Source organism: Streptomyces sp. NBC_00376, from assembly GCF_036077095.1.
Lineage (GTDB): Bacteria > Actinomycetota > Actinomycetes > Streptomycetales > Streptomycetaceae > Streptomyces.
Genome location: NZ_CP107960.1, coordinates 4597942 through 4617592 on the forward strand (window position 1 = coordinate 4597942; position 19651 = coordinate 4617592).

The 19651-nt window shown below is 69.5% G+C and carries 22 protein-coding genes; 8 read left to right on the plus strand and 14 right to left on the minus strand.

Annotated elements, in window-relative coordinates:
- Positions 1-79 precede the first annotated feature (79 nt).
- From OG842_RS20795 to OG842_RS20830, 8 genes are all read right to left on the minus strand, one after another.
- Positions 80-670: a GTP-binding protein gene (locus OG842_RS20795; RefSeq protein WP_072487819.1), complete on the minus strand. Its 591-nt coding sequence runs from the start codon at positions 668-670 to the stop codon at positions 80-82.
- Complete coding sequence (locus OG842_RS20800; RefSeq protein WP_266731562.1) at positions 645-1019, minus strand: DUF742 domain-containing protein; 375 nt, start codon at positions 1017-1019, stop codon at positions 645-647. Before OG842_RS20800 ends, OG842_RS20795 begins: the two co-directional genes overlap by 26 nt.
- A complete protein-coding gene (locus OG842_RS20805; protein ID WP_266731564.1) occupies positions 1016-1420 on the minus strand; it encodes a roadblock/LC7 domain-containing protein in 405 nt (134 codons plus the stop codon). Before OG842_RS20805 ends, OG842_RS20800 begins: the two co-directional genes overlap by 4 nt.
- On the minus strand, positions 1417-2643 hold the full coding sequence (locus OG842_RS20810) for an ATP-binding protein (RefSeq protein WP_266731566.1): 1227 nt from the start codon (positions 2641-2643) through the stop codon (positions 1417-1419). The genes OG842_RS20805 and OG842_RS20810 overlap by 4 nt, the downstream gene beginning before the upstream one ends.
- 249 nt (positions 2644-2892) lie before the next feature.
- On the minus strand, positions 2893-3144 hold the full coding sequence (locus OG842_RS20815; protein WP_266731568.1) for a hypothetical protein: 252 nt from the start codon (positions 3142-3144) through the stop codon (positions 2893-2895).
- 5 nt (positions 3145-3149) lie between these two features.
- On the minus strand, positions 3150-3386 hold the full coding sequence (locus tag OG842_RS20820; RefSeq protein WP_266731570.1) for a hypothetical protein: 237 nt from the start codon (positions 3384-3386) through the stop codon (positions 3150-3152).
- 45 nt (positions 3387-3431) lie between these two features.
- A complete protein-coding gene (locus OG842_RS20825; RefSeq protein WP_266731571.1) occupies positions 3432-4355 on the minus strand; it encodes a hypothetical protein in 924 nt (307 codons plus the stop codon).
- Positions 4356-4530: 175 nt separating this feature from the next.
- Positions 4531-5397: an SCO2400 family protein gene (locus OG842_RS20830; protein WP_266731572.1), complete on the minus strand. Its 867-nt coding sequence runs from the start codon at positions 5395-5397 to the stop codon at positions 4531-4533.
- A gap of 263 nt (positions 5398-5660) precedes the next feature.
- Between OG842_RS20830 and OG842_RS20835 the strand changes: the two genes are divergently transcribed.
- On the plus strand, positions 5661-6824 hold the full coding sequence (locus OG842_RS20835; protein WP_266731573.1) for an MFS transporter: 1164 nt from the start codon (positions 5661-5663) through the stop codon (positions 6822-6824).
- Here the strand turns inward: OG842_RS20835 and OG842_RS20840 are convergent.
- Positions 6815-7279, minus strand: a complete 465-nt coding sequence (locus OG842_RS20840; protein ID WP_266731575.1) for an Lrp/AsnC family transcriptional regulator — start codon at positions 7277-7279, stop codon at positions 6815-6817. The genes OG842_RS20835 and OG842_RS20840 overlap by 10 nt on opposite strands.
- 107 nt (positions 7280-7386) lie before the next feature.
- Here OG842_RS20840 and OG842_RS20845 point away from each other — a divergent pair, with 107 nt between their 5' ends.
- Complete coding sequence (locus OG842_RS20845) at positions 7387-8343, plus strand: SMP-30/gluconolactonase/LRE family protein (RefSeq protein ID WP_266731577.1); 957 nt, start codon at positions 7387-7389, stop codon at positions 8341-8343.
- An 81-nt stretch (positions 8344-8424) separates the two neighbouring features.
- On the opposite strand, the gene OG842_RS20850 is transcribed toward OG842_RS20845, so the two are convergent.
- On the minus strand, positions 8425-9039 hold the full coding sequence (locus OG842_RS20850; RefSeq protein WP_266731579.1) for a TetR/AcrR family transcriptional regulator: 615 nt from the start codon (positions 9037-9039) through the stop codon (positions 8425-8427).
- A gap of 163 nt (positions 9040-9202) precedes the next feature.
- Here OG842_RS20850 and OG842_RS20855 point away from each other — a divergent pair, with 163 nt between their 5' ends.
- On the plus strand, positions 9203-10117 hold the full coding sequence (locus OG842_RS20855; RefSeq protein ID WP_266731580.1) for an alpha/beta fold hydrolase: 915 nt from the start codon (positions 9203-9205) through the stop codon (positions 10115-10117).
- A gap of 42 nt (positions 10118-10159) precedes the next feature.
- Here the strand turns inward: OG842_RS20855 and OG842_RS20860 are convergent, their stop codons facing one another.
- The gene (locus tag OG842_RS20860) at positions 10160-10366 is read right to left on the minus strand and encodes a hypothetical protein (RefSeq protein ID WP_266731582.1); all 207 of its coding nucleotides are present in this window, start codon (positions 10364-10366) and stop codon (positions 10160-10162) included.
- Positions 10367-10815: 449 nt separating this feature from the next.
- Here OG842_RS20860 and OG842_RS20865 point away from each other — a divergent pair, with 449 nt between their 5' ends.
- From OG842_RS20865 to OG842_RS20880, 4 genes are all read left to right on the plus strand, one after another.
- Positions 10816-11478, plus strand: coding sequence for a restriction endonuclease (locus OG842_RS20865; RefSeq protein ID WP_266731584.1), 663 nt, complete (start codon positions 10816-10818; stop codon positions 11476-11478).
- Between the two features lie 311 nt (positions 11479-11789).
- Positions 11790-13109: a phosphatase PAP2 family protein gene (locus OG842_RS20870; RefSeq protein ID WP_266731585.1), complete on the plus strand. Its 1320-nt coding sequence runs from the start codon at positions 11790-11792 to the stop codon at positions 13107-13109.
- A 427-nt stretch (positions 13110-13536) separates the two neighbouring features.
- On the plus strand, positions 13537-13725 hold the full coding sequence (locus tag OG842_RS20875) for a hypothetical protein (protein ID WP_266731587.1): 189 nt from the start codon (positions 13537-13539) through the stop codon (positions 13723-13725).
- A gap of 304 nt (positions 13726-14029) precedes the next feature.
- Entirely contained in the window at positions 14030-15622 is a 1593-nt protein-coding gene (locus OG842_RS20880) for an oleate hydratase (protein ID WP_266731589.1), read from the plus strand.
- A gap of 483 nt (positions 15623-16105) precedes the next feature.
- On the opposite strand, the gene OG842_RS20885 is transcribed toward OG842_RS20880, so the two are convergent.
- On the minus strand, positions 16106-17389 hold the full coding sequence (locus tag OG842_RS20885) for an LAETG motif-containing sortase-dependent surface protein (protein WP_266731591.1): 1284 nt from the start codon (positions 17387-17389) through the stop codon (positions 16106-16108).
- 843 nt (positions 17390-18232) lie between these two features.
- Here OG842_RS20885 and OG842_RS20890 point away from each other — a divergent pair.
- Entirely contained in the window at positions 18233-18832 is a 600-nt protein-coding gene (locus OG842_RS20890; protein WP_266731592.1) for a hypothetical protein, read from the plus strand.
- Between the two features lie 107 nt (positions 18833-18939).
- Here the strand turns inward: OG842_RS20890 and OG842_RS20895 are convergent, their stop codons facing one another.
- Together OG842_RS20895 and OG842_RS20900 are read right to left on the minus strand one after the other, a co-directional pair.
- Complete coding sequence (locus OG842_RS20895; protein ID WP_266731593.1) at positions 18940-19077, minus strand: hypothetical protein; 138 nt, start codon at positions 19075-19077, stop codon at positions 18940-18942.
- 181 nt (positions 19078-19258) lie between these two features.
- Positions 19259-19576 (minus strand): hypothetical protein, encoded by a 318-nt coding sequence (locus OG842_RS20900; RefSeq protein WP_266731594.1) that lies wholly within the window; start codon positions 19574-19576, stop codon positions 19259-19261.
- Between the last annotated feature and the right edge of the window lie 75 nt (positions 19577-19651).

Consider the following 19651-nt stretch of genomic DNA (forward strand, 5'->3'; position numbering starts at 1 on the left):
TGAACGGGGCCCGGAAGCGATGGCCCGACCCGGCCCGTACGTACGGCGGTCGTACGCACGGCGGTCGGGTGACAGCCTCTCAGGCCACGTGTGCCAGAAGGTGCTGGACCAGGGTGATCAGGGCCTGCGCGGACGACTTCTCGTCCCGGGCGTCGCAGTACACCACCGGGGTGTCCGGCAGCAGATCGAGCGCCTCGCGCAACTCCTCCTCGGCATGCCGGGAGTACGGATCGAAGCTGTTGACCGCGACCGCGTACTCCAGCCCGTACGTCTCGACCAGGTCGATCACCGGGAAGGTGTCGGCGAGACGGGCCGGGTCGACCAGGAGCAGCGCGCCGAGCGAGCCGCGGGCCATGTCCTCCCACAGCTCGACAAAGCGCTGCTGGCCCGGCGTGCCGAACAGGTACAGCACCAGTTCGTCGCTGAGCGTCAGACGGCCGAAGTCCAGCGCGACCGTCGTGGTCACCTTGTCGGGCGCGCCCCGCAGATCGTCGATGTGCGCGCCGGCCTGCGTCATCCGCTCCTCGGTGCGCAGCGGAGTGATCTCGGAGAGGGTGCCGATGAGCGTCGTCTTGCCCACGGCGAAGTGCCCGACGACGAGAATCTTCGCCGCACGCCGCACTGCGTCCGGCACATAGATGCTGTCAGCCGAACCGGACGTGGAGTCCATGCAACACCTCTTCGAGGATCTTCCTGTCAACGAGCTGAGCCGGCGGTGGCGCCTTGCGGCGCACCAGATGACCCTGTTCCGCTAAATCGTTCAGCAGCAGCCTCGCCACCCCGACCGGCTGGCCGAGGTGGCCCGCCACCTCGGCCACCGACAGATAGCCGCCGGAGCACAGCTCCCAGATGGCCCGGACCTCCGGACTCGGGTTCGGGGGCGGCTGCCGGTCCGGTGCGATGGTGACCAGGGTGACGAGGGAGAGGCCCTCCGCGTCGGGCAGGCCGCGCCCGCCGGTGATGACGTAGGACCGGACGAACCCGCTGTTGACCGCCTGCTCCTCGCCCGGCGTCGTCATGCGTCCATTCCCACGTCCTGGCGGGGAGGTGTGGTCATCGCCTTCCCCAGCGCGGAGACCTGCTGCTGCATGCGGAAGGACATGGCCTCCATGTCGACATCGGCCGCGGCGGCCGCCGCCAGGTAGGCGCCGGTGCCCGCCGCGATCAGGAAGATCCAGCCGTGGTCGTACTCCAGCAGCGTCTGCCGCCAGCGGCCCGGGGCCTGGGCCCCGATGAAGGGGGCGACGGCCCGGCTCAGCGACTGCATGGAACTCATCGCGGCTGCCACGGTCTCGGCGTCGTCCCGGCCGATCTCGCTGGAGCTGGCCAGCAGCAGACCGTCGGCGGAGACGAGGATCGCGTGCCGCGCGCCGGGTACCTGGAGCACATCGTTGAGCACCCAGGACAGATCGGGGTTCACTGGAACTCGGGTCCTTCCATCGTCGTCATGTCACGCCCGGACCGTGTTCCGCGCTGGAACGCGCCCAGTCGGGAAGCGGTCTCCTCGTTGCTGCGCACCGGCTCCGGCTCGGTGGACGGCACCACCGAAACCGGGCTCTTGCGACGACGCTTGGGCAGGCCACCGGCGGTGGTGGAGACGGGTCCGCTGGGCTGCGGAGCGGCGATCGGCTGCGCGACCGGAGGGAACAGCGGTGTCGGGGACGGTGCGGGCGCCCGACGCCGGGGGAGTGCCGCCACTTCCGCTTCGTGGTGGGCGGCGACCGGGGGCGGCGAGGGCACATCGCCGGTGAGCAGCTCGTCGGGCAGAAGGACCACCGCGCGTACACCTCCATAGGGCGATACGGAGTCCACCGAGACCCTGAACCCGTAACGGGCGGCGAGCACACCGGAGACGGCGAACCCGAACTGCGGGGGAATGCCCAGGCTGGAGACGCTGATCGCGGCCTGCGGCGCGAGGAGGGCCGCCGCGCGGTCCTTCTCCTCCTGGCCCATGCCGAGGCCGGCGTCGTCGACGATGAGGCAGACGCCCGTCGGAACGGCCTGGATGTTGATCTCCACCGGGGTGCCGGGGGCGGAGTAGTTGGTTGCGTTGGCCAGCAGCTCGGCCAGGACGACCGCGACGGGCTCCACGGCCTTGCTGACGACCGAGAAGTTCACCTGCCCGTTGATCCGCACCCGGTCGAACTGCCGGATACGGCCCTGGGCGCTGCGGGCCACGTCGAAGACGGAGGCGACGGTCTCCCGGCGCCCGAGCCAGCCGCCGCACAGCACCGCGATGCCCTGCGCCCGGCGGCCGAACTGGCTGTTGGCGTGGTCGATGGCCATCAGGTCGGCCAGCATGCCGGGGTCGTCGCCGTACTTCTGCTGGGCGTTCTCGATGACCACCTGCTGCTCGTCCGCGAGCCCCTGGAGGGTACGCACGGCGGCCTTGAGGACCGCCTTGGTCTCCTCCTCGGCGTCCCTGCGGACGTCGGCCAGCTCGGTGGAGTGCTGATGCGTCAGACCTGTGTGCGCGACATGGAGTTCGTCACGCTGACGCTGCAACATGTCGCGTTGCTGGTGTAGTTCGGCGTTCTGTCTGCGAAGCCCGATATTGGTCTTGCGAGCCCGCAGAACGGCACCTACGGCGATCAGCGCGACGACAACCAGTGCCCACAGAAGAGGGCCCTGTGCAAATGTCATGAGACTCACTTCAAGTGCCATGGCTATGGATACGGCTTGACGCTCCCTCATGTGCCGCAGGCGCCGGGCCGGTCGAGCCCAGGCTTGCGCCACCCAGGGGAGGCCCCTCCGGATGTGGGGCCGAGGAGTCCATCCCTCCCGGAATGCCCCCATACGCCATCAGCCCACTGGAAGTAAGATGATCTTAACATCGGTCAGGCGGGCAATTGTCAAGACCGACACGCCAGTTGCACTACCGCTGCGGAATGTTCACAAGCAGGCGCCGTGGCGCCTTGCTACGGGGCCGGTCGATCTGCCCCCCGGCCCCGCGCCGGGTTCGGCGAACCGGCGCAGATCCGCCGGAAGCAGCAACAGGATGCGGGCACGCTCCCCGGCGTCCGGTTCCGGCCCCACCGCCGGCCGCAGCAACCCCAGATGGGCCTCGGCCGTCTCCGGCACGGAGATCAGCCGCCGGGCCGCGTCGACGAGTGCGGCGGCGGGCGCGGCCCCGTCCCCCAACACGTCCTTCAGGGCCCGTACGGCCCGCCCACGCGCGGACCGCCACCGCGTGAGCTTCGCGGCGGCAGCGAGGCGGTGGCGCGCGTGGTCACGGGGAAGGCGGGGTCCATGGCGAGGGTGATGGGGATGCGGTTGTGCGCGTCGAACCCCTGGAGGGCTCCGGTCGGGGCCGATGTCCTGTCGGCGTCCCGACAGAGGTCCTGGCGCTCGTGGTGCTGGGACAGGGGAGGCGGGACGCGCCGCATCGCGGGCGGGCCCACCCGCGATGCGACGCGTCATGTGTCAACGGGTCAGGCCTTGACCAGGGTGATCTGGGCGGTGTTGTCAACGGCGTTCACGGTCACCGGGTAGTCCCGGTCGTCCGCCGAGCCGAAGCCGCGGAACAGCGTGGTGCCGGGGCGGAAGACCGACCCGGGCTCCATCGCGGTGGTGGGAATGGTGACGTTCCACGGGACCGGGGCGCCGGGAGTGCAGTCGACCACCCCGCCCTCGAACCTGCCGACCGCCTCGCCGGTCTTCTGGGTCTGGGCGACCAGGCCCGAGAGCGATATGCGGGCCGGCTTGTTGCAGGTGGCGGTACCGCCGACGGCGACCTGTCCGGTCTTGGTGTCGACCTTGCCCTCGGGGTTCAGGCCGAGCCCGATGGCCAGCGCGGCCGGAGGCTCGGCGGTGCGGGCGTGCACCTCGCCGCGCAGGGGCAGCGCGGAGCCGTTGCAGTACTGCTCGAAGGTGGCGTCGAGTTCACGGACGTAGCCGTAGGGGCCGTAGGAGATGTGGGAGACGGTGAACGAACCGGTGCTGGTGGTGCACCACCGGTCGTCGGCCCCGAACTCCAGCCGCGGGTCCTGTGGCTGGGCGTCGGGCCAGCGGGAGGCCCCGGTGTAGGTGGCGCCCTCGGTCAGCTTCTGGCCCTCGGGGGCCTGGAGGTGGAGGGACCAGCGCTTGCCCTCGGGAGTGACGATCGTGACGCCCACGGCGCTCTGGGCGGTGGGCCCCGATACGTCGAACATCTCGACCGAGCCGGCCGTGAACTCCTGGGACCGGCCGTCCGAGACGAACTCACCCGCCTCGCCGCTGAACGCGAGCGAACCCGAGACCGCTTCGTGGGCCTGTGCGGTGCCGGACAGCGGAGCCGCCGCCACTGCCATGGCCATCGCCGCCGTGAGGACGGCCGCCGCGCGGGCCGCCCTGCGTCCGGTCGTGCTGCTCTTCATCAAGGTTCTTCCTCCTGCGGGAGCGTTGCCCGTCCCGGTGAGCCGGAACGGGGCTGCACACGCGTCACCGAATGACAGTGCCGGTCAAGCCGGACGGAGGGGGGCGGCTTCGATCTCCTCGGTGACGCAGGCAGGAAGCTAACAGCGCCCACTGACAGCGCTGATGCAGATGCGGTCAGCCGATGCAGATGACGAGCAGGCAGAGCTGGTCCGGCGGTGTTGCCGCGGGGGCGGGATTCCGGGACGGCGTGTCCGCCGCGGGGGCGGCCGGAGGGGTGGTCGTGCCCGGGGCCGGGGCGCTGGTGGCGGGCGTTTCGGCCGTCGCGGGCGTGGTGCGTGGCTTCGGGGTCGTCGCCGAGGCGGGGCGGGCCGCGACGACGGGCAGCCGCGTGCGCTTCGTGCGGGCGGTGGACACCGCGACGGTGATCCTCCGCGACGAGCCGCTCGTGGTGGCCGGGTGGGTGTCGGTACCGGAGCTCTGCGGGGCGCGGGTACTCGGCCGGGTGGACGACGAGTCGGTTTCGGTGGCGTTGTCGGTACCGGTACCGGGGGCGTCGGCCCGGTCCGGGGCGGTGGCCCTCGGCTCGGGTGCCGTGGCGGCCGCCTGTGCGTCGTGGCCGGTGGACGGCCGGGAGGACGGCAGTACGGCGAGGGTGAGGCCGCCCCCGACGAGCGCGACGGTCGACGCGAGCACGGCACGGCGCCGGTGCTTCTTCCAGCGCGCCAGTTGGCGACGCCGGGCGGCGCGGCCCTGAGTGGTGGGCATGGCGGATGTGGAGGAAGTGGTGGACGCGGCCGGGGCGTCGGGGGCGTCAGGGGTGTCGTCGGCGAAGCCGAAGTCGAAACAGTGCGCCGAGTCCGGATGGGCAGCCTGCTCCGGGAACTCCTGCGCGGGCCGGCCCGCCCCCGCCGAAGCGATGGTTGCCGGGGCCGCGCTGTGGCGGTGATGGCCGGAGGGGGCGATGTCCGGTGCGTACGCGCCGCAGCCGGGGCACACCAGGGCCCCGTTGAGGGTCCGGCGGCACGAGGAGCAGTAGTCCATCCGCGATCCTTCTGTACCGACCGCGCCACCAGGCACTCCGGCGACCTGTTCGAGTTCGCACTCCTGACCGAGCGGGCAACAACGTAACGGCTCCCACGGGAGGTTGTGCGTAGCAGGTGTGTTGCTCTCGCGAAGATCTCCGCCGGTGCAGGCGCCAGGCCGGGATCCACTCGGATTCGGTCACAATGCGAGACGAGCTGTCTTGAATGGTGGATGCGATGTCATGGTTGCACCCTGCACACACATCTGCCGGGGAGGCTGCCGTGCGCCGTTGGATGATGCTCGCTCTCGGGACCGCGGCGCAGACCGTCGCCTGCACCTTCCTCTACGGACTTCCGTACACCTCGGAGACGCTGAGGCGGGACAACGGTCTGACCCTCGGTGAAGTCGGACTGCTGGTCGCCTGCCCCACCTTCGGCCTCCTGCTGACGCTCATAGCCTGGGGAGCCCTGGCCGACCGGTTCGGCGAACGGGTCGTCATCACCTCCGGCCTGGCCATGACCGCCGTACTCCTGTCCCTGGGAGCCACGGTGAACGGCCTGGTCCCCCTGGGAGTGTTCCTGGCACTGGCCGGGGCGGCGAGCGCATCCGTCTCCGCGGCCAGCGGCCGGCTCGTCGTCGGCTGGTTCTCCGCCCGGGAGCGCGGTCTCGCCATGGGGATACGGCAGACGTCGACCCCGCTCGGCATGGGCATCGCCGCCCTGGTGGTCCCCACGCTCGCCGCGCACGACGGAGTCGAGGGGACCGTCCTGTTCTGCGCGGCGCTGTGCGGTGTCGTCGCCGTGCTCGTCGGCTCGCTGACCACGGACCCGCCCCGCGCCGCGCGGCCGGCGGGAGGGGAACCGGCCGCCAGTCCCTACCGCCACTCCGGCCTGTGGCGCATCCACGCCTCCAGTGCGCTGCTGTGCGTACCGCAGTTCGCGACGAACGCCTTCGCGATGGTGTTCCTGATCGACGTACGAGGATGGAGCGCCGTGCATGCGGGTCAACTCCTGGTGCTGTCCCAGGTTTTGGGAGCCCTCTCGCGGGTGGTGGCGGGGCGCTGGTCCGACCGGGTCGGCAGCCGGGTGCGGCCGATGCGGCAGCTGTCGGTGTGCATCGCCGTCGTCATGGGCGCCACCGCGCTGGGCGCGCTCCGGCCCTCGCCGCTGACGGATCTCGCCGTGATCGTCGCCTGTGGCATCACCGCGAGCACCAACGGCCTGGCCTTCACCGCCACCGCCGAACTCGCCGGAAGCGCCTGGTCGGGACGGGCCATGGGCGTCCAGAACACCGGCCAGAACCTCGCCGCGTCGCTCACACCGCCGCTGCTGGGCGGGCTCATCGCCTCGGCCGGGTACGCGCGTGGCTTCATGCTGGCCGGAGTGCTGGCCGTCGCGGCCTGCTTCGTGATCCCCGCACTCAACGAACCGAAGACTCACTCCTGACCATCGACGCCACCATTGGTGTAAGGGGAGACCGGCCGCTCGAAGAGGGTCTCCAGGACCACCGTGGCCCGCGTCCCGTTGACTCCTTCGATCGCGTGTATCCGGCGCAGCACGTCCTGCAACTGCTCGGTGGTCGCGGTCCTGACCTTCACCAGCACCGATGCGCTGCCGGCGATGACATGGGCCTCGACGATCTCGGGGAGCGCGGCGAAGTGCTCCGCCGAATCGCCCATCCAGGACGTGGAGTCGACCGTCACGTACGCGAGTACGCCGTGCCCCACCGCCGCCGGATCGACCTCGACCGCGGTGCGCCGGATCACGCCGCGTTCCCGCAGTTTCCGGACGCGTTCATGAGTGGCCCCGGCCGAGAGCCCGACGGACTTGCTCAGCGCGGCGTAGGACCGGGTGGCGTCCTGCTGGAGCTGCGCCAGCAGGACGCGGTCGATGTGATCCACGACTCTCCAATCCGTGTTCGGCAGACATTCGCTCGAACCATATGTCATCTTGCGGTCGGTGCTGGATGCCGTAGATTATTCGGCACCTTCTGGGAGGGATGGACACCATGACCAGCGAACGCCCCTTGCTGTACGAGGCCCTCGACGACCGGTTCCGCACCGGGCGGTGCATGAACGGCGATGCGGGTCTTGAGGTCCTGTACACCGGCTGCCGTTGGGCCGAGGGGCCGCTCTACGTACCCGCCTGGCGGCAGCTGGTCTGGAGCGACATCCCCAACGACCGGATGCTGCGCTGGGACGAGGAGACCGGCGCCGTCGGTGTCTTCCGCCGCTCGGCGGGGCATACGAACGGCAACACCCTCGACCGCGAGGGCCGGCTCGTCACCTGCGAGCAGGGCAACCGCCGGGTTACCCGTACCGAACACGACGGCACGATCACCGTGCTGGCCTCCCACTGGCAGGGCAGACGCCTCAACAGCCCGAACGACGCGACGGTGAAGTCCGACGGCTCGATCTGGTTCTCCGACCCGGACTTCGGCATCACCAGCGACTACGAGGGCCATCGCGCCGAGAGCGAGATCGGCTCCAACAACGTCTACCGCATCGACCCGTCCACCGGTGAAGTGCGCCTGGTCGCCGACTGTTTCGGTGCCCCGAACGGCCTGGTCTTCTCGGCCGACGAGCAGCGGCTGTTCGTCTCCGACACCAGGGCGGGCCTCATCCGGGTCTTCGACGTGCGCGACGACGGCACGCTGTCGGACGGCGAGATCTTCGCCGTGGCCAAGGCCCGCCCGGCGGCCCGCTTCGACAACCTCCGCTTCGACGACGACGGCCGGCTCTGGGCCGCCGCGCTGAACGACGGAGTGCACTGCTACGACCCGGACGGCACCCTGATCGGGCGGCTGGACATCCCCGAGGCGGTGGCCAACATCTCCTGGGGCGGCGCCAAGCGCAACCGTCTCTTCATCACCGCCGAGACCAGCCTCTATTCGGTGGTCATGAGCGTCACCGGCACCCACCCGACGGGCCCGGGGCAGCGGCCCTGGCCGCCCTCCGCCGGGTGAACCGGCACCACCGCGACCACCTGGAACAGCCCGCGTCCCGTCCGCCGTCCGGGTCCGAACCGGCGGGTGCCCGACGGGCGGTCACGCCGGCGTCGGCGGGGTGAAGATGCGGTCCAGGTGGTGGCGCAGTACCTCGGCGGCCGATTCCGCCGGCCGCTGGCCCACCAGGATGCTGGTGCCCATGCCGGCCGCCATGGCGAGCAGGCCGATGGCCTCCGTGCGGGCGTCCACCCCGGGATCGGCGAGACCGGCCTCCTGCGCCTGTCGCAACAGGCCGGTCAGGGCGTCCTCGGCGGCGTCCGGGTTCGCGATGAACGGCTGGGCGGCCAAGGCCTCGTCGGTCACGGACAGGATCGCGTACGAGCTGTAGAGGAGGTGGAAGGTCCGGCCCTCCTCGTCGGTCGGGAGAGAGGTCAGCAGCAGCGCCTCGGCGGTCGCGCGCGGGCCCGGAGCCGTACCGCCGGCCTGCAGGCGGGCGCCCACCCGTGCGGTGAACCGGTCGGTCAGGTGCTGGAGCCCGTAGAGCAGCAGCTTCTCCTTGGTCCCGAAGTAGTACTGCACGAGCCGCAGCGACACACCGGCCTCGGCCGCCACGTCCCGCATGCCGACCGCGTGCAGTCCGCGCCGCCCGGCTACCCGGACGAGCGCCTCGGCGATCTGCCCCCGCCGTTCCTCGTGGTCCACGCGTTTCGGCATGCTCTCGTGTCTCCACCCGTCGGTCGCGCCTGCGTGGTCCGGCTGCCCGGACGCCTTCATGGTACCGCTGTACCAACGTAGTGATACGGTCGTATTACGAAGGGCGAGAACGAAGCACGAAGTGCGAAACGCGAAGAACGAGATCCTCACCGGAGGTGCCGCCGTGCCCGAAAACACGACCCGCGTACGCCGTGACATCGGCCGATACGCCAACGACACCCTGCGCGACCGGTACTTCGCCGCCTGCGATGCCGTTTACGCGCTCGGCGCCCCGGCCCGTTCCGAGACGGACGTCGAGACCGCCTTCGGCACGACCCACGTCTACCGCTACGGCTCCACCGACCCGGCCGCCGAGTCCCGCACCCCGGTCGTCCTGATCCACGGCTCCGGCGGCTGTTCCGCGCAGTGGTACCCCAACACCCGAGCGCTCGCCGCCGAGCGCCCCGTCTACGCCCTGGACACCCCCGGCGACCCCGGCCGCAGCGTGCACCGGGAACCCATGTGGCAGCCCGAGCGCGCCGCCCAGTGGATGGACGAGGCCCTGGACGCGCTGGGCCTGGACCGGATCCACCTCGTCGGCTCCTCCTACGGGGGCTGGCTCGTCATCAACCAGGCACACCTGCGCCCCGGACGACTCGCCTCGGTCACCGCCCTCGACCCGGGCGGCCTGGAGAAGGTCGGCCTGCGCTTCTTCGTCTGGATCTTCGCCAGCCTCTTCGCCACCTCCGCGCCCAAGGCGCTGCGCCCCCGTCTGGCGGCCTGGCTGGAACAACCGGTCCTGATCGTCCCGGAGTTGCGCGCGATGATCCGCTCGGGCGTAAGGGCCTTCCGTATCCGCCGCCCCGCGCCCCTGCCCCTGTCCGACGACCAACTGGCCACCATCCGCACCCCGTTCCACCTGATCATGGGCAAGCGCAGCCTCCTGGTGCACCCGAAACGGCAACTGGAACGGGTACCGCGCCTGATCCCCGGAGCCCGAGCCGAAATCATCGCCGCGACCGGCCACGGCCCGCAGATCGACCACCCCGACCTGATCAACGACCGGATGCTGGACTTCATGAAGGACACGGACGCATGACACCGCGCGGCTCCGTGCCCCGCGCCGCGTGAGTCCTGCAGATCAGGCGGTCTCCAGGACGACGGTGGGGAGCGGGGCTTCCAGGATCCGTGTGCGGGGCAGTGTGAGGGCGAAGTGCCCTTCGAGGACGGCGAGGGCGATGCGGTGCGCGTCCTGGCGGGGCGGAGTCCAGCCCCCGGGCCAGCAGCACGCTGTAGCCCCCGAAGGCGATCGACCGGGGGCGGCGAGCCAGGCTATTCCATCGGTCATGGAGGTCATGGCGGTCATCATGACGCGCCTCTCACCTCTCACCTCTCGCGAAGGACGCCGACTTGCCGGCCACGTCTGGCAAGTCGGCCATTAGGAATTCAGCCAGGTCCGATCGCTTTGTGCCATTCGTCGGCAACCTGCCTCCGGTATCGCCGAGGTGCGGCTACACAGGAGGGCCGGGGTGGCGCGCAGCCTTCCCGATGTGGTGATGGGTCGGCCGGTCGCCGGGGGAGGTCTGAGCGCTTGCTGAGCAACTACGTGGGTGCAGTGCTGCTGCTCGCAGTCGTCGTCCTGGCCGTGGGCTTCCCGGGCCGGCCCGGGAGTTGCGTCGCGCAGGTCGGCCGATGAGCACCGGCGCGCGCAAGAGGCGGCCGGGAGCGAGCAGACGCCCTGGCGGGGCCGGACGACCTGGGGCGACCGGACGCCCTGGGGCGGCCAGGCGACCGCCCGTGCGGCGGCGTCCCCGAAAGCGGGGCAAGTCGGGGCAGCGGGCGGACGGTCGGCTGATCGGGGCCCTGGTGGCCGTGGTGCTGGTGGTGGCCCTCGTCGACTGGCTGCTGGCCCACTGGTGGGTCCTGATCGTCGTGGCCGCGCTCGCGGTGGCGGCCGGCGGCGTGTGGCTGCGCCGGAAGCAGCAGCGGATGCTGTGGGAAGCGGTACGGGCCCGGGGCCTGCGGTTCGGGCTGTCCCAGCTGGACGCCCTGCACCACACCCGGTTCGAGGACGCGGTGCGGGACCTGATGTGCCGCGACGGCTGCCGGGACGCGGTCCGGGTCGGCGGTGGCGGGGACCTGGGCGCGGATGTGAAGGCGACCGATCCCTACGGGCGGCTCTGGGTGATCCAGTGCAAGCACCGGCGCGACGGCCTCGCCGGCTCCGCGGTGGGCACGCCGGACTTTCAGGTGCTCAACGGCACCGCACGCCAGGTCCACGGCGCCGATGTCGCGGTGATCGTGACGAACGGCCGGGTGACCGCACCCGCCGTGGCCTTCGCCGAGCAGCAGCGGCTGCATGTGGTCGACCGCCACACCCTCGCGGCGTGGGCGTCCGGCTCACGCCCGCTGTGGGAACTGCTCCGGGCCGTCCCGCCCCCTCGCAGGCCGACTGCGTAAAGCCGGGTGGAACCGCGTGGAACCACGCAGAAGTACGGGGTCCGCGCCCGGACTCGGATGTGCGACGAACACGCCGGGCGCGTAGCCGGAAAGGGCTGCTCGGGAACCCAGGGCGGCTCGGCCCATGTTCGAACCCGGACGGTAATCTTTTCGACCCGATCGGAAGGTGGCGCACGAACCCGCCCTTGCGCTTGACCAAAATATAGAAAATCGGCCGAAAATTGAGAAACATAACATCGCGGTCTTTTCCGCGAATAAATTACAGAACCGCGCTCTCCGTCTGGCGTCGACCACGGGCACGACTCTGGGCCGTGGCGGGTGTCGTGACCCTCGGTTTCCTCATCGCGCTGGAGATCGCCGCTCATCACTACGGTCTGCCGGGGCCGCTCGCCAGCCAGGCGAAGGAGGTGGTGGTCGCCCCCAAATCAGGCCCCCTGCTGTATGCCGGCATGGCGTTGATGATGCTGGTGCTCACCTGGCGGGAACGGTTCATCGCGCTCGGCGCCGCGATCGGTATCGACGTCGTCTTCTGGGTGGTCCGGTGGCTGGCCGATGCCGAGGTGACCGACGGCCACCCCTTCGGGAACGGCGCGTTGTGGGTGATCCTGGGCTGCGCGGTCATCGCCGTCACCCGCCGTACCGGCTCGGAACGCGTCCTGCTGCTGAAGGGCGTCGGGCTGGGCCTGCTGCTGGTGGCCGGCCGCAAGACCGGGGACACCTGGCTGCTCATCACCTCCAAGACCCGCCCGGAAGTGCTCGACCAGTACGTGGCGACCGCCGATCACGCGCTGGGGAACCCGTCGTGGCTGGTGGGCCGGCTCGTCACGGCCACCGGCCCGATCGGCTTCAACCTCCTCGACATCGTCTACGGGCAGCTCGCGGTGGCCGCGGTCCTGGTCACCCTGTACCAACTCCGCAACGTGGCGAACGAGCGCCGCTTCCCGGGCCACCACCTGGTGCGATCCTTCCTGGTGATCGGCCTCCTCGGGCCCGCCTTCTACATGATCTTCCCGGTGGTCGGACCGCTCTACGCGTACGGCACCGGCACCGAGCACTGGACATCCGTCAGCCTGTGGTGGTCGCAATCGCCGCCCACCGGGCAATGGGCGGTGGCCAACCTGTGGCCGGAGACGCTGCCACCGGTCAGTGCCCCGCACCACATGCCGTTCGACGGCATCACCCCGCGGAACTGCATGCCCAGCCTGCACACGGCGTGGGCCACCGCGATCTTCATCCATTCCCGGAAGGGCCCACGGTTCCTGCGGTACGCAGGAACGTTCTGGCTGATCGCCACGCTGACCGCCACGTTGGGATTCGGTTACCACTACGGCGCGGACCTCCTCGCCGGCGTGGTGTTCACGCTCACCATCGAGGCGGCCCTGCGCACGTTCGACCGCGGCTGGGACCGATCGGGGCTACGGGTGGTCGCCTACGGCGCGACCGTGTTCGCCGCGCTCCTGGTGTCCTATCGCTATCTGCCGCTGGAGATGGCGAAGCACCCGTGGCTGGCCGGACCGCTTCTCGTACTGGCGATGGTCTCGGTGATCTACGTGTACGTAAGAACCGTCGCACGGTGGGAACCGAGAACCGCCCCGACGCGGCAACCGGAATCGCAACCCGAACCGGCTTGAACCGATTTGAAAACCCTGCCGCACCGGGGTGCGGGATGAGCACTGCCCGAGCGGGGCCGGGACACCGGTACGCAGCGAAAGCCCCGCGCCCGGCCCCCCTGCCCCCGAGCCCTACCCGAAGCCGATGCACAGGTGACCGGTCAGAGCCGCGCAGGCCCATTCCTCCCAGGCGTCCGGGGACCAGCCGCGATCGCGGACGAAGACCAGGTACAGCTCGGGGCTGAGCAGCCCGTGCAGCAGGTCGGCGGCGCGGGCGGTGTCGACGGTCGGGGCGGGCGTCGGGCTCGGTGGTCAGTGCCTCCGCCGCGGCGTGCTGGACGGTGTGGCGAGGGTCCGGGCCGACGGACCACTCCGCGGCGATCTCTCACCGTTGCGACGCCTACGCGGCCGGCCGCACAAACGTGCCGCCCCCGGCGCACGGCTACTGATGTTCGGATACGGGCCCGAGGCCTTCGACGACCCGATCTCCGGCGTCACCGCCGACGAACCGCGCACCGGATTCACCCACTGGCAACTGACCGACGTGACACCCGGCACGAATGACGTCCCGACTTCCTGGTTCACGCTGCACCGCACCGCACCCCGCGTGAAAGCCGCCCGGCGCCGGCGGCGGTAGTAGGCCACCGTCACCACCGCGAGCAGCGGCCCCCAGGCGGGCAGCGGCAGATAGCAGGCGGTCATCACCCAGTAGTGGAAGCCCTCGGGCGAGCCGGCGGCGCGCACGTTCTCCACGCCGTTCCAGCTGAACGCACCGAGGAACGTGACGAGGGTGACGAGCGCCGCACCGCGGGGCCGCACGTCTCCGATCGCGGCGGGAGCGCATCTGGGGCAGGCTCGTGTGAGCGCGCGCTCATGACTCGGCCCCGCCCCGGAGCCGACGTGCGCCGCGATCCGCACCGCGACGCACCGGAGGTCCGCCCGTGCCGGTATCGAAGAACTCCAAGGTCCACCTGGTCGGCGGAGGCGTCGCCTCGCTCGCCGCCGCAGCCTTCCTCGTGCGGGACGCGGGAGTTCCGGGAGAGAACGTCCACATCCTGGAGCAGCTGTCGATCGCCGGCGGATCGATGGACGGGGCCGTCGCCCCCACCTCCGAGGGCGGGTACGTCACCCGGGGCGGCCGGATGTTCGAGGAAGAGCACTACGTGTGCCTGTGGAACCTCCTGGAGACGATCCCGACCCTGGACGACCCGGCGATCTCGGTACGGCAGGAGATGCTCGCCTTCAACATCGAGCACCCCACGAACGCCAAGGCCCGGATCATCAACGGCGACCGCACCGTCGCCGACGCCTCCCGGCTCGGCCTGGACATCCGCGACCGCGCCGACATGACCCGGCTGCTCGCGCTGCCCGAACGGGTCATCGGCGCCCGCCGCATCGACGACTTCTTCCAGCCGCACTTCTTCACCACCAACTTCTGGTGCATGTGGCGCACGACCTTCGCCTTCCAGACCTGGCACTCGGCGATCGAGCTGAAGCGGTACTTCCTCGCCTTCGTACAGGAGTTCGACCGCATCCACACCCTGTCCGGAGTGCGGCGCAGCAAGTACAACCAGTACGACTCCGTCATCCGCCCGATCCAGGACTGGCTCACCGCCCAGGGCGTCCACACCGATTTCGGAGTGACCGTCGCCGACGTCGAGTTCTCCGATCCCGCCGCGCGCCGGATCTCCCGGCTGTACCTGGAGCGGGACGGTGCCGCAGCCGGGACGATCGAACTGGGCAAGGACGACTACGCGTTCCTGACCATCGGCTCCATGACCGCAGACACCACCTACGGTGACCGCACCACCGTCCCCGAGCTGATCCGCGACAAGCGGGACGGCTCCTGGCGGCTGTGGGAGTCGATCGCCAAGAAGGCTCCGGACTTCGGACGCCCGACCGCCTTCTGCGGCAACATCGACGAGACGAAGTGGGAATCCTTCACCCTCACCATGACCGGCCGCACCCTCCTGGACCGCATCCAGGAGTACACCGGCAACGTGCCCGGCGAGGGCGCCCTGATGACCTGGAAGGACTCGCGCTGGCTGCTCTCCGTCGTGGTCCCGGCCCAGCCGCACTTCCGCGACCAGCAGGAGAACACGTACACCCTGTGGGGATACTCGTTGTTCGGCGACGTCCCCGGCGACCACGTGCCGAAGAAGATGGACGACTGCACCGGCGCCGAGATCCTCGACGAGCTCCTCGGCCACCTCGGCTTCGACGACATCGCCGACGAGGTACGCGCCACCACCAAGGTCACCACCGTCCAGATGCCCTACATCGACGCCCAGTTCCAGCGCCGCGTCGTGGCCGACCGCCCCCTCGTCGTCCCGGACGGCGCCGAGAACTTCGCCTTCCTCGGCCAGTTCGTCGAGATCCCCGAGGACGTCGTCTTCACCGTCGAGTACTCCGTCCGCGCGGCCATGATCGCCGTCTACCACCACTTCGGCGTCGACAAGCAGATCCCGCCGATGTACCACGGCCTGGCCGACCCGAGGATCGCCTGGTCCGCGCTGAGGACCGCCTTCGCCTGATGAGGACGGGGGAATTGCCGTTGCCATGGCTTGAAGCCAACGTACGCCGACATGGAATCCGTTCGGAGACTCACGTTCGTCGTTTTCAGCTCGATGCCCGGTGAGAAGGGCCCGGATGAACAGCGAGATCGAGCCCGCCCGGCAGAGCGGTCCGCAGCCGGGTCCCGATGCCGGTACATGGAAGATGGCAGCGGAGATGTACCGCAACCGGTATTTTTCGTCGCGGTCGGTCCGCGCGCCCACGAGGACTGGCTGCCCGACGTGGCCGGCTCAGAACGGGCCGCGGTGTCGCTGCGAAGCGTCGCACGGGGCTGTGGGATCGGCCGTCGAAAAGCGTGGGGCTCGGGGAAGGCGTCACTGGCGGGACCAGGACGAAAACGCAGTCCCAGGTCGCTGGCCAGGGGCTTGGAACTGCTCGGTGTCGGGCCCGTTGGACGGCCGGCGCGTGGGGTGGGGTGCCCGGTCGGCACCCCACCTCATGCATCAGGCGTGGGTGCCGGCCTTGCGACGGCGTACGAGGAACACCGCGCCTGCGCCGATCGCCACGGCCGTGCCGCTCGCGAGGGCAAGCTGCGGCATCGCGGAGGACGAGCCCGTGGCGGCGAGGCTGCCGTTCACCGGACGGGACGCGCTGGTCTGTGTCTTGACGTCCGAGGTGTTCGGCTTGGTGGTGCCGGGCTTGGCGTCGTCGACCTTGCCGGGCTTGCTGCCCGCGGCGGCGATCAGGAACTCGTAGCCTTCGAGGTCCGGGTTTCCGCCGCAGGTGCCGTTGTCGTTGAAGTAGTCACCGGCGACGAAGGTGACGCCGTTGCCTGCGGGGGCCGAGGCGTCGATCTTGAGGCGCATCTTGATGTCGGCGTGGGCACCGGCCTTCAGCGGGCTGATGGCGTCCATGTAGTGCTTGTTGTCGACGGTCTTCCACTTCGAGGACGAGGCGGAGGACCACTGCAGGTGCACCAGGTCATCGATGCTCTTGAGCCCGCTCCGGTCGGTCGCGTGGACGTAGGCGAACGGAAGCACCTCGTCCATCGTCTTGTCGGTGCCGTTGGTCACCCGGAGGTTGAAGTCGACCTTCGTACCGGCGACGACGGTGGACGGCAGACCCGTGACGACCGTGGTGAGCCTGGCCTCCGGGACGCAGTCCTCACCGTCCTCGCCACCCTCCTCCTTCGCCTTGGCCAGCGCCTCGTCGGCGGCGGTCTTGTCGGCGAGGGCCGCCTTGGTGGCCTTCTGCGCCTGGTCCAGCTTCCGGACCGCGGCGACCCGCTCGTCGTCCCGCGCGTCCAGGGCTTCCACGACCGCGGCATCGGCGGCGGCCTTGGTCTCCTTGGCGGTCTCGGCGTCGGCCTTCGCTTCGGTGAGCTTGGTCGCGGCGGCGGCCTTCTCCTCCTCGGTGGCCGTCTCCGGGAGTGCGTCGACCACGGCCTGGGCGTCGATGACCGCCTGGTCGGCGTCCGCCTTCGCGGCGGCGGCGTCCGCCGCCGCGGCCTCGGCGGCCTTGGCGGCCACGGCCAGAGGATTGGTGTCGGACAGGATGGCTTCCAGAGCCGCCTCGGCGGCACTCTCGGCCTTTACGGCGTCGTCGTACGCCGCCTTCGCAGCGGCGGCGGCCTTTTCCAGTTCCGCGATGGACGGCTTGTCCTGCGTCTTGTCCTGCGTCTGTGCTGCCGGCTTTTCGTCGGCGAACGCGGGGGTGACCGACAGCAGGAGAGCAGGCATGGTCACTGCGGCGGCAACAGCTGTGGCAAGAATCGGGCGAATCTTCACAAGAGCCCTTCGGTGTCCGAAAAAGAAGAAGGGGTCGCAGCGGGAGGGGGGCACGCAGATGCGACTTGAGGGGATCGTATGGCCGGGCCAACGGTCCACCACCACGAGTTCTTCACCTGTTCCGGCTAATACCACAGAACTGCGACCGACAGAAAAGACAAAAGGGTGCAGTTGTGTTCACCGCCTACACTTTCACTGTGATCAATGCCACAGGCTCCTGGGTGCGGTGTTCCGTGCACCCTGGCACCACCCGCCCGCCCGGTGGCCGTCTCTGAACGATTCGGTGCACCGGTGACCGTGCTGCGCTTCCCCCCCGGGACGCGGCGGGCCCACGAGGACGAGGTCGTCGCTGTACGGGTCGTCGCTGTACGGGTTGTCGGTGGCGCGTACTAGCGTTCCCGCAGCGTTCCGTTGCTGTTCGTACGCCTTGAGGAGCCACGATGCCCGGATGCACGCCCGAGCTTCCCGCGAAGGGCCTACGTGCCCCGACACCGGCGTATGAGTGGAGTCGCTGTGCTCCGCGGAGGGCTTCTGTGTTTCTCGTCCGCACCTCTGCATGCCGGTGCCGAGAATGCGATCCCGGAACTGGCAGAGACCGCTGTTGACATCCGCGATCGCAGAACTTTTATATGGTTCCTCTTGGGCCCCTCCGTATTTCTCTATGAGTGCTGCGCTTTTTCGATGATGCAGGAGGGTTTGTCCACTGTTCTCCCGGGAGGAATTACTCGCAGATTGGCCGGTGCCACTGTGAGTGCGAGGCCATGCGTAATGGGGAGTGAGTGATCCTTTTCGTGGTAGAGTCTCAATGAATTCACAGGACGCCGCGATTAAAAGGGGAATGGCGTGAATACCGAGAAGGTTACGGCTCGACGTCTTACGGCCGAGGAGATTTCAGGCTTGGGCCCCCAGGACGGAATCTTCGTCTCGGCAGGGATGGGTGGCCTTCCTCTCGACTGCTATGCCCCGGCTTTTCTCACGGAGCCGGGCAAAAATTTCGATGGAGGGTCCTTCGCTGCGAGGACGGTTTTCGGTGAGGAGATTCACGTCCTCCCGGACAATGCCGAAGAGGCCGGGATCTGGATTGCTGACAAGGAGGGGGAGGAGATCGAGGTTCTCCAGAGTGCCGGTGTCCTCCTGAACCTTGCCCTCTTCGTGCCCAGCGGGAACAAGGAATCCCTGGAGTCGCTCTACTCCGCCGCGCGGGACGCGTTCGGTGCGGGGGTCGTTCAGCGCTGGAGCGAGGAAGTCGTCGCGGTGCCGGACGTCAAGGTCGACCTGTACGAGGAGCCGGCCCGGGCGCGGAAGAACACGAACAGCCAGAACCGCGACCGCCGCGCCCTGGACATCTACCCGACCCGAGTGCGGTTCCTGGAGCCCAGTGAGGGCTGGAAGTTCATTGTCGAACCGCACAAGGAGATCGTCGACGACACGCCGACGATCTGACCTGATGGCAGCCTGTAGGCCACGCCGGATGCGCAGGCCCGCTCCCGGTGACGGATTCAAGAGGGCGTAGCGACCCGCTGGTCGAGCGGCTGTTGTCAGCAGTTCAGTCAGACGCTCGGCTGGAGTTTCCCAGCCGAGCGTTCTGCGTGGGCGTGAGTTGGATTCCGCAGCGACAGCGTCCGGGCGGTCGTGGCACCGAGGATGACGATCACGGCGAAGACGGCGGAGATGGCAGTCCAGGCCATGCTTGGGAATCATCTTTGCTCGGTGGGATCGTCCGCTACCTGACCTGCTGGAACGCTCTCATGGGCAGCTCATGGCGGTGATCCGGTCGTACTCGTTCCGACCGCTGTTCATCGCCCCGAAGGGCACGGTCGGCCAGCCTGAATGGGCAGGTTCTTCCCATCAAGGAGTCGAGCGACGTCCCTATTGCGGCGCGTCGCAATCCTGGCAGCGGCTTACGGCCGTCCGTTCGATGTTGCCCTGGGTGGCGCGGAGCGGGCCGGAGGGCGCGAGACGACGCCATGCCCCGGGTGAGGGGGTGAGCACCCAGCCGTAGACGGGTGGCCGGATGTCGGCCGGGACGATGTGCGTGCAGCCGGGAAGGTGGGCCTTGCCGCTGGCATGGATGATGATCGCAGCCACCGGCCAGCCGTCCCAGTCGCTGGTGGGTGTGCTGCCGCGGGGTGCGCACGGAGCGCAGTCTGCGCAGTTGTGCATTTCATGGCGTTCGCAGTACTGCATGGTCCTCCCCCTGCCAGGTTTCGAGAGCCAACTTCGGTACCAGTACGTGAAGTCATGCCCAAACGGCTCGTTCCC

Bases quoted from the DNA above. Each gene is read 5' to 3' on its own strand.
- OG842_RS20795 (WP_072487819.1), bottom strand. From the start codon at position 670: ATGGACTCCACGTCCGGTTCGGCTGACAGCATCTATGTGCCGGACGCA.
- OG842_RS20800 (WP_266731562.1), bottom strand. From the start codon at position 1,019: ATGACGACGCCGGGCGAGGAGCAGGCGGTCAACAGCGGGTTCGTCCGG.
- OG842_RS20810 (WP_266731566.1), bottom strand. From the start codon at position 2,643: ATGACATTTGCACAGGGCCCTCTTCTGTGGGCACTGGTTGTCGTCGCG.
- OG842_RS20820 (WP_266731570.1), bottom strand. From the start codon at position 3,386: ATGCGGCGCGTCCCGCCTCCCCTGTCCCAGCACCACGAGCGCCAGGAC.
- OG842_RS20825 (WP_266731571.1), bottom strand. From the start codon at position 4,355: ATGAAGAGCAGCACGACCGGACGCAGGGCGGCCCGCGCGGCGGCCGTC.
- OG842_RS20830 (WP_266731572.1), bottom strand. From the start codon at position 5,397: ATGGACTACTGCTCCTCGTGCCGCCGGACCCTCAACGGGGCCCTGGTG.
- OG842_RS20845 (WP_266731577.1), top strand. From the start codon at position 7,387: ATGACCAGCGAACGCCCCTTGCTGTACGAGGCCCTCGACGACCGGTTC.
- OG842_RS20850 (WP_266731579.1), bottom strand. From the start codon at position 9,039: ATGCCGAAACGCGTGGACCACGAGGAACGGCGGGGGCAGATCGCCGAG.
- OG842_RS20860 (WP_266731582.1), bottom strand. From the start codon at position 10,366: ATGACCGATGGAATAGCCTGGCTCGCCGCCCCCGGTCGATCGCCTTCG.
- OG842_RS20875 (WP_266731587.1), top strand. From the start codon at position 13,537: ATGTTCGGATACGGGCCCGAGGCCTTCGACGACCCGATCTCCGGCGTC.
- OG842_RS20895 (WP_266731593.1), bottom strand. From the start codon at position 19,077: ATGGCCTGGACTGCCATCTCCGCCGTCTTCGCCGTGATCGTCATCCTC.
- OG842_RS20900 (WP_266731594.1), bottom strand. From the start codon at position 19,576: ATGCAGTACTGCGAACGCCATGAAATGCACAACTGCGCAGACTGCGCT.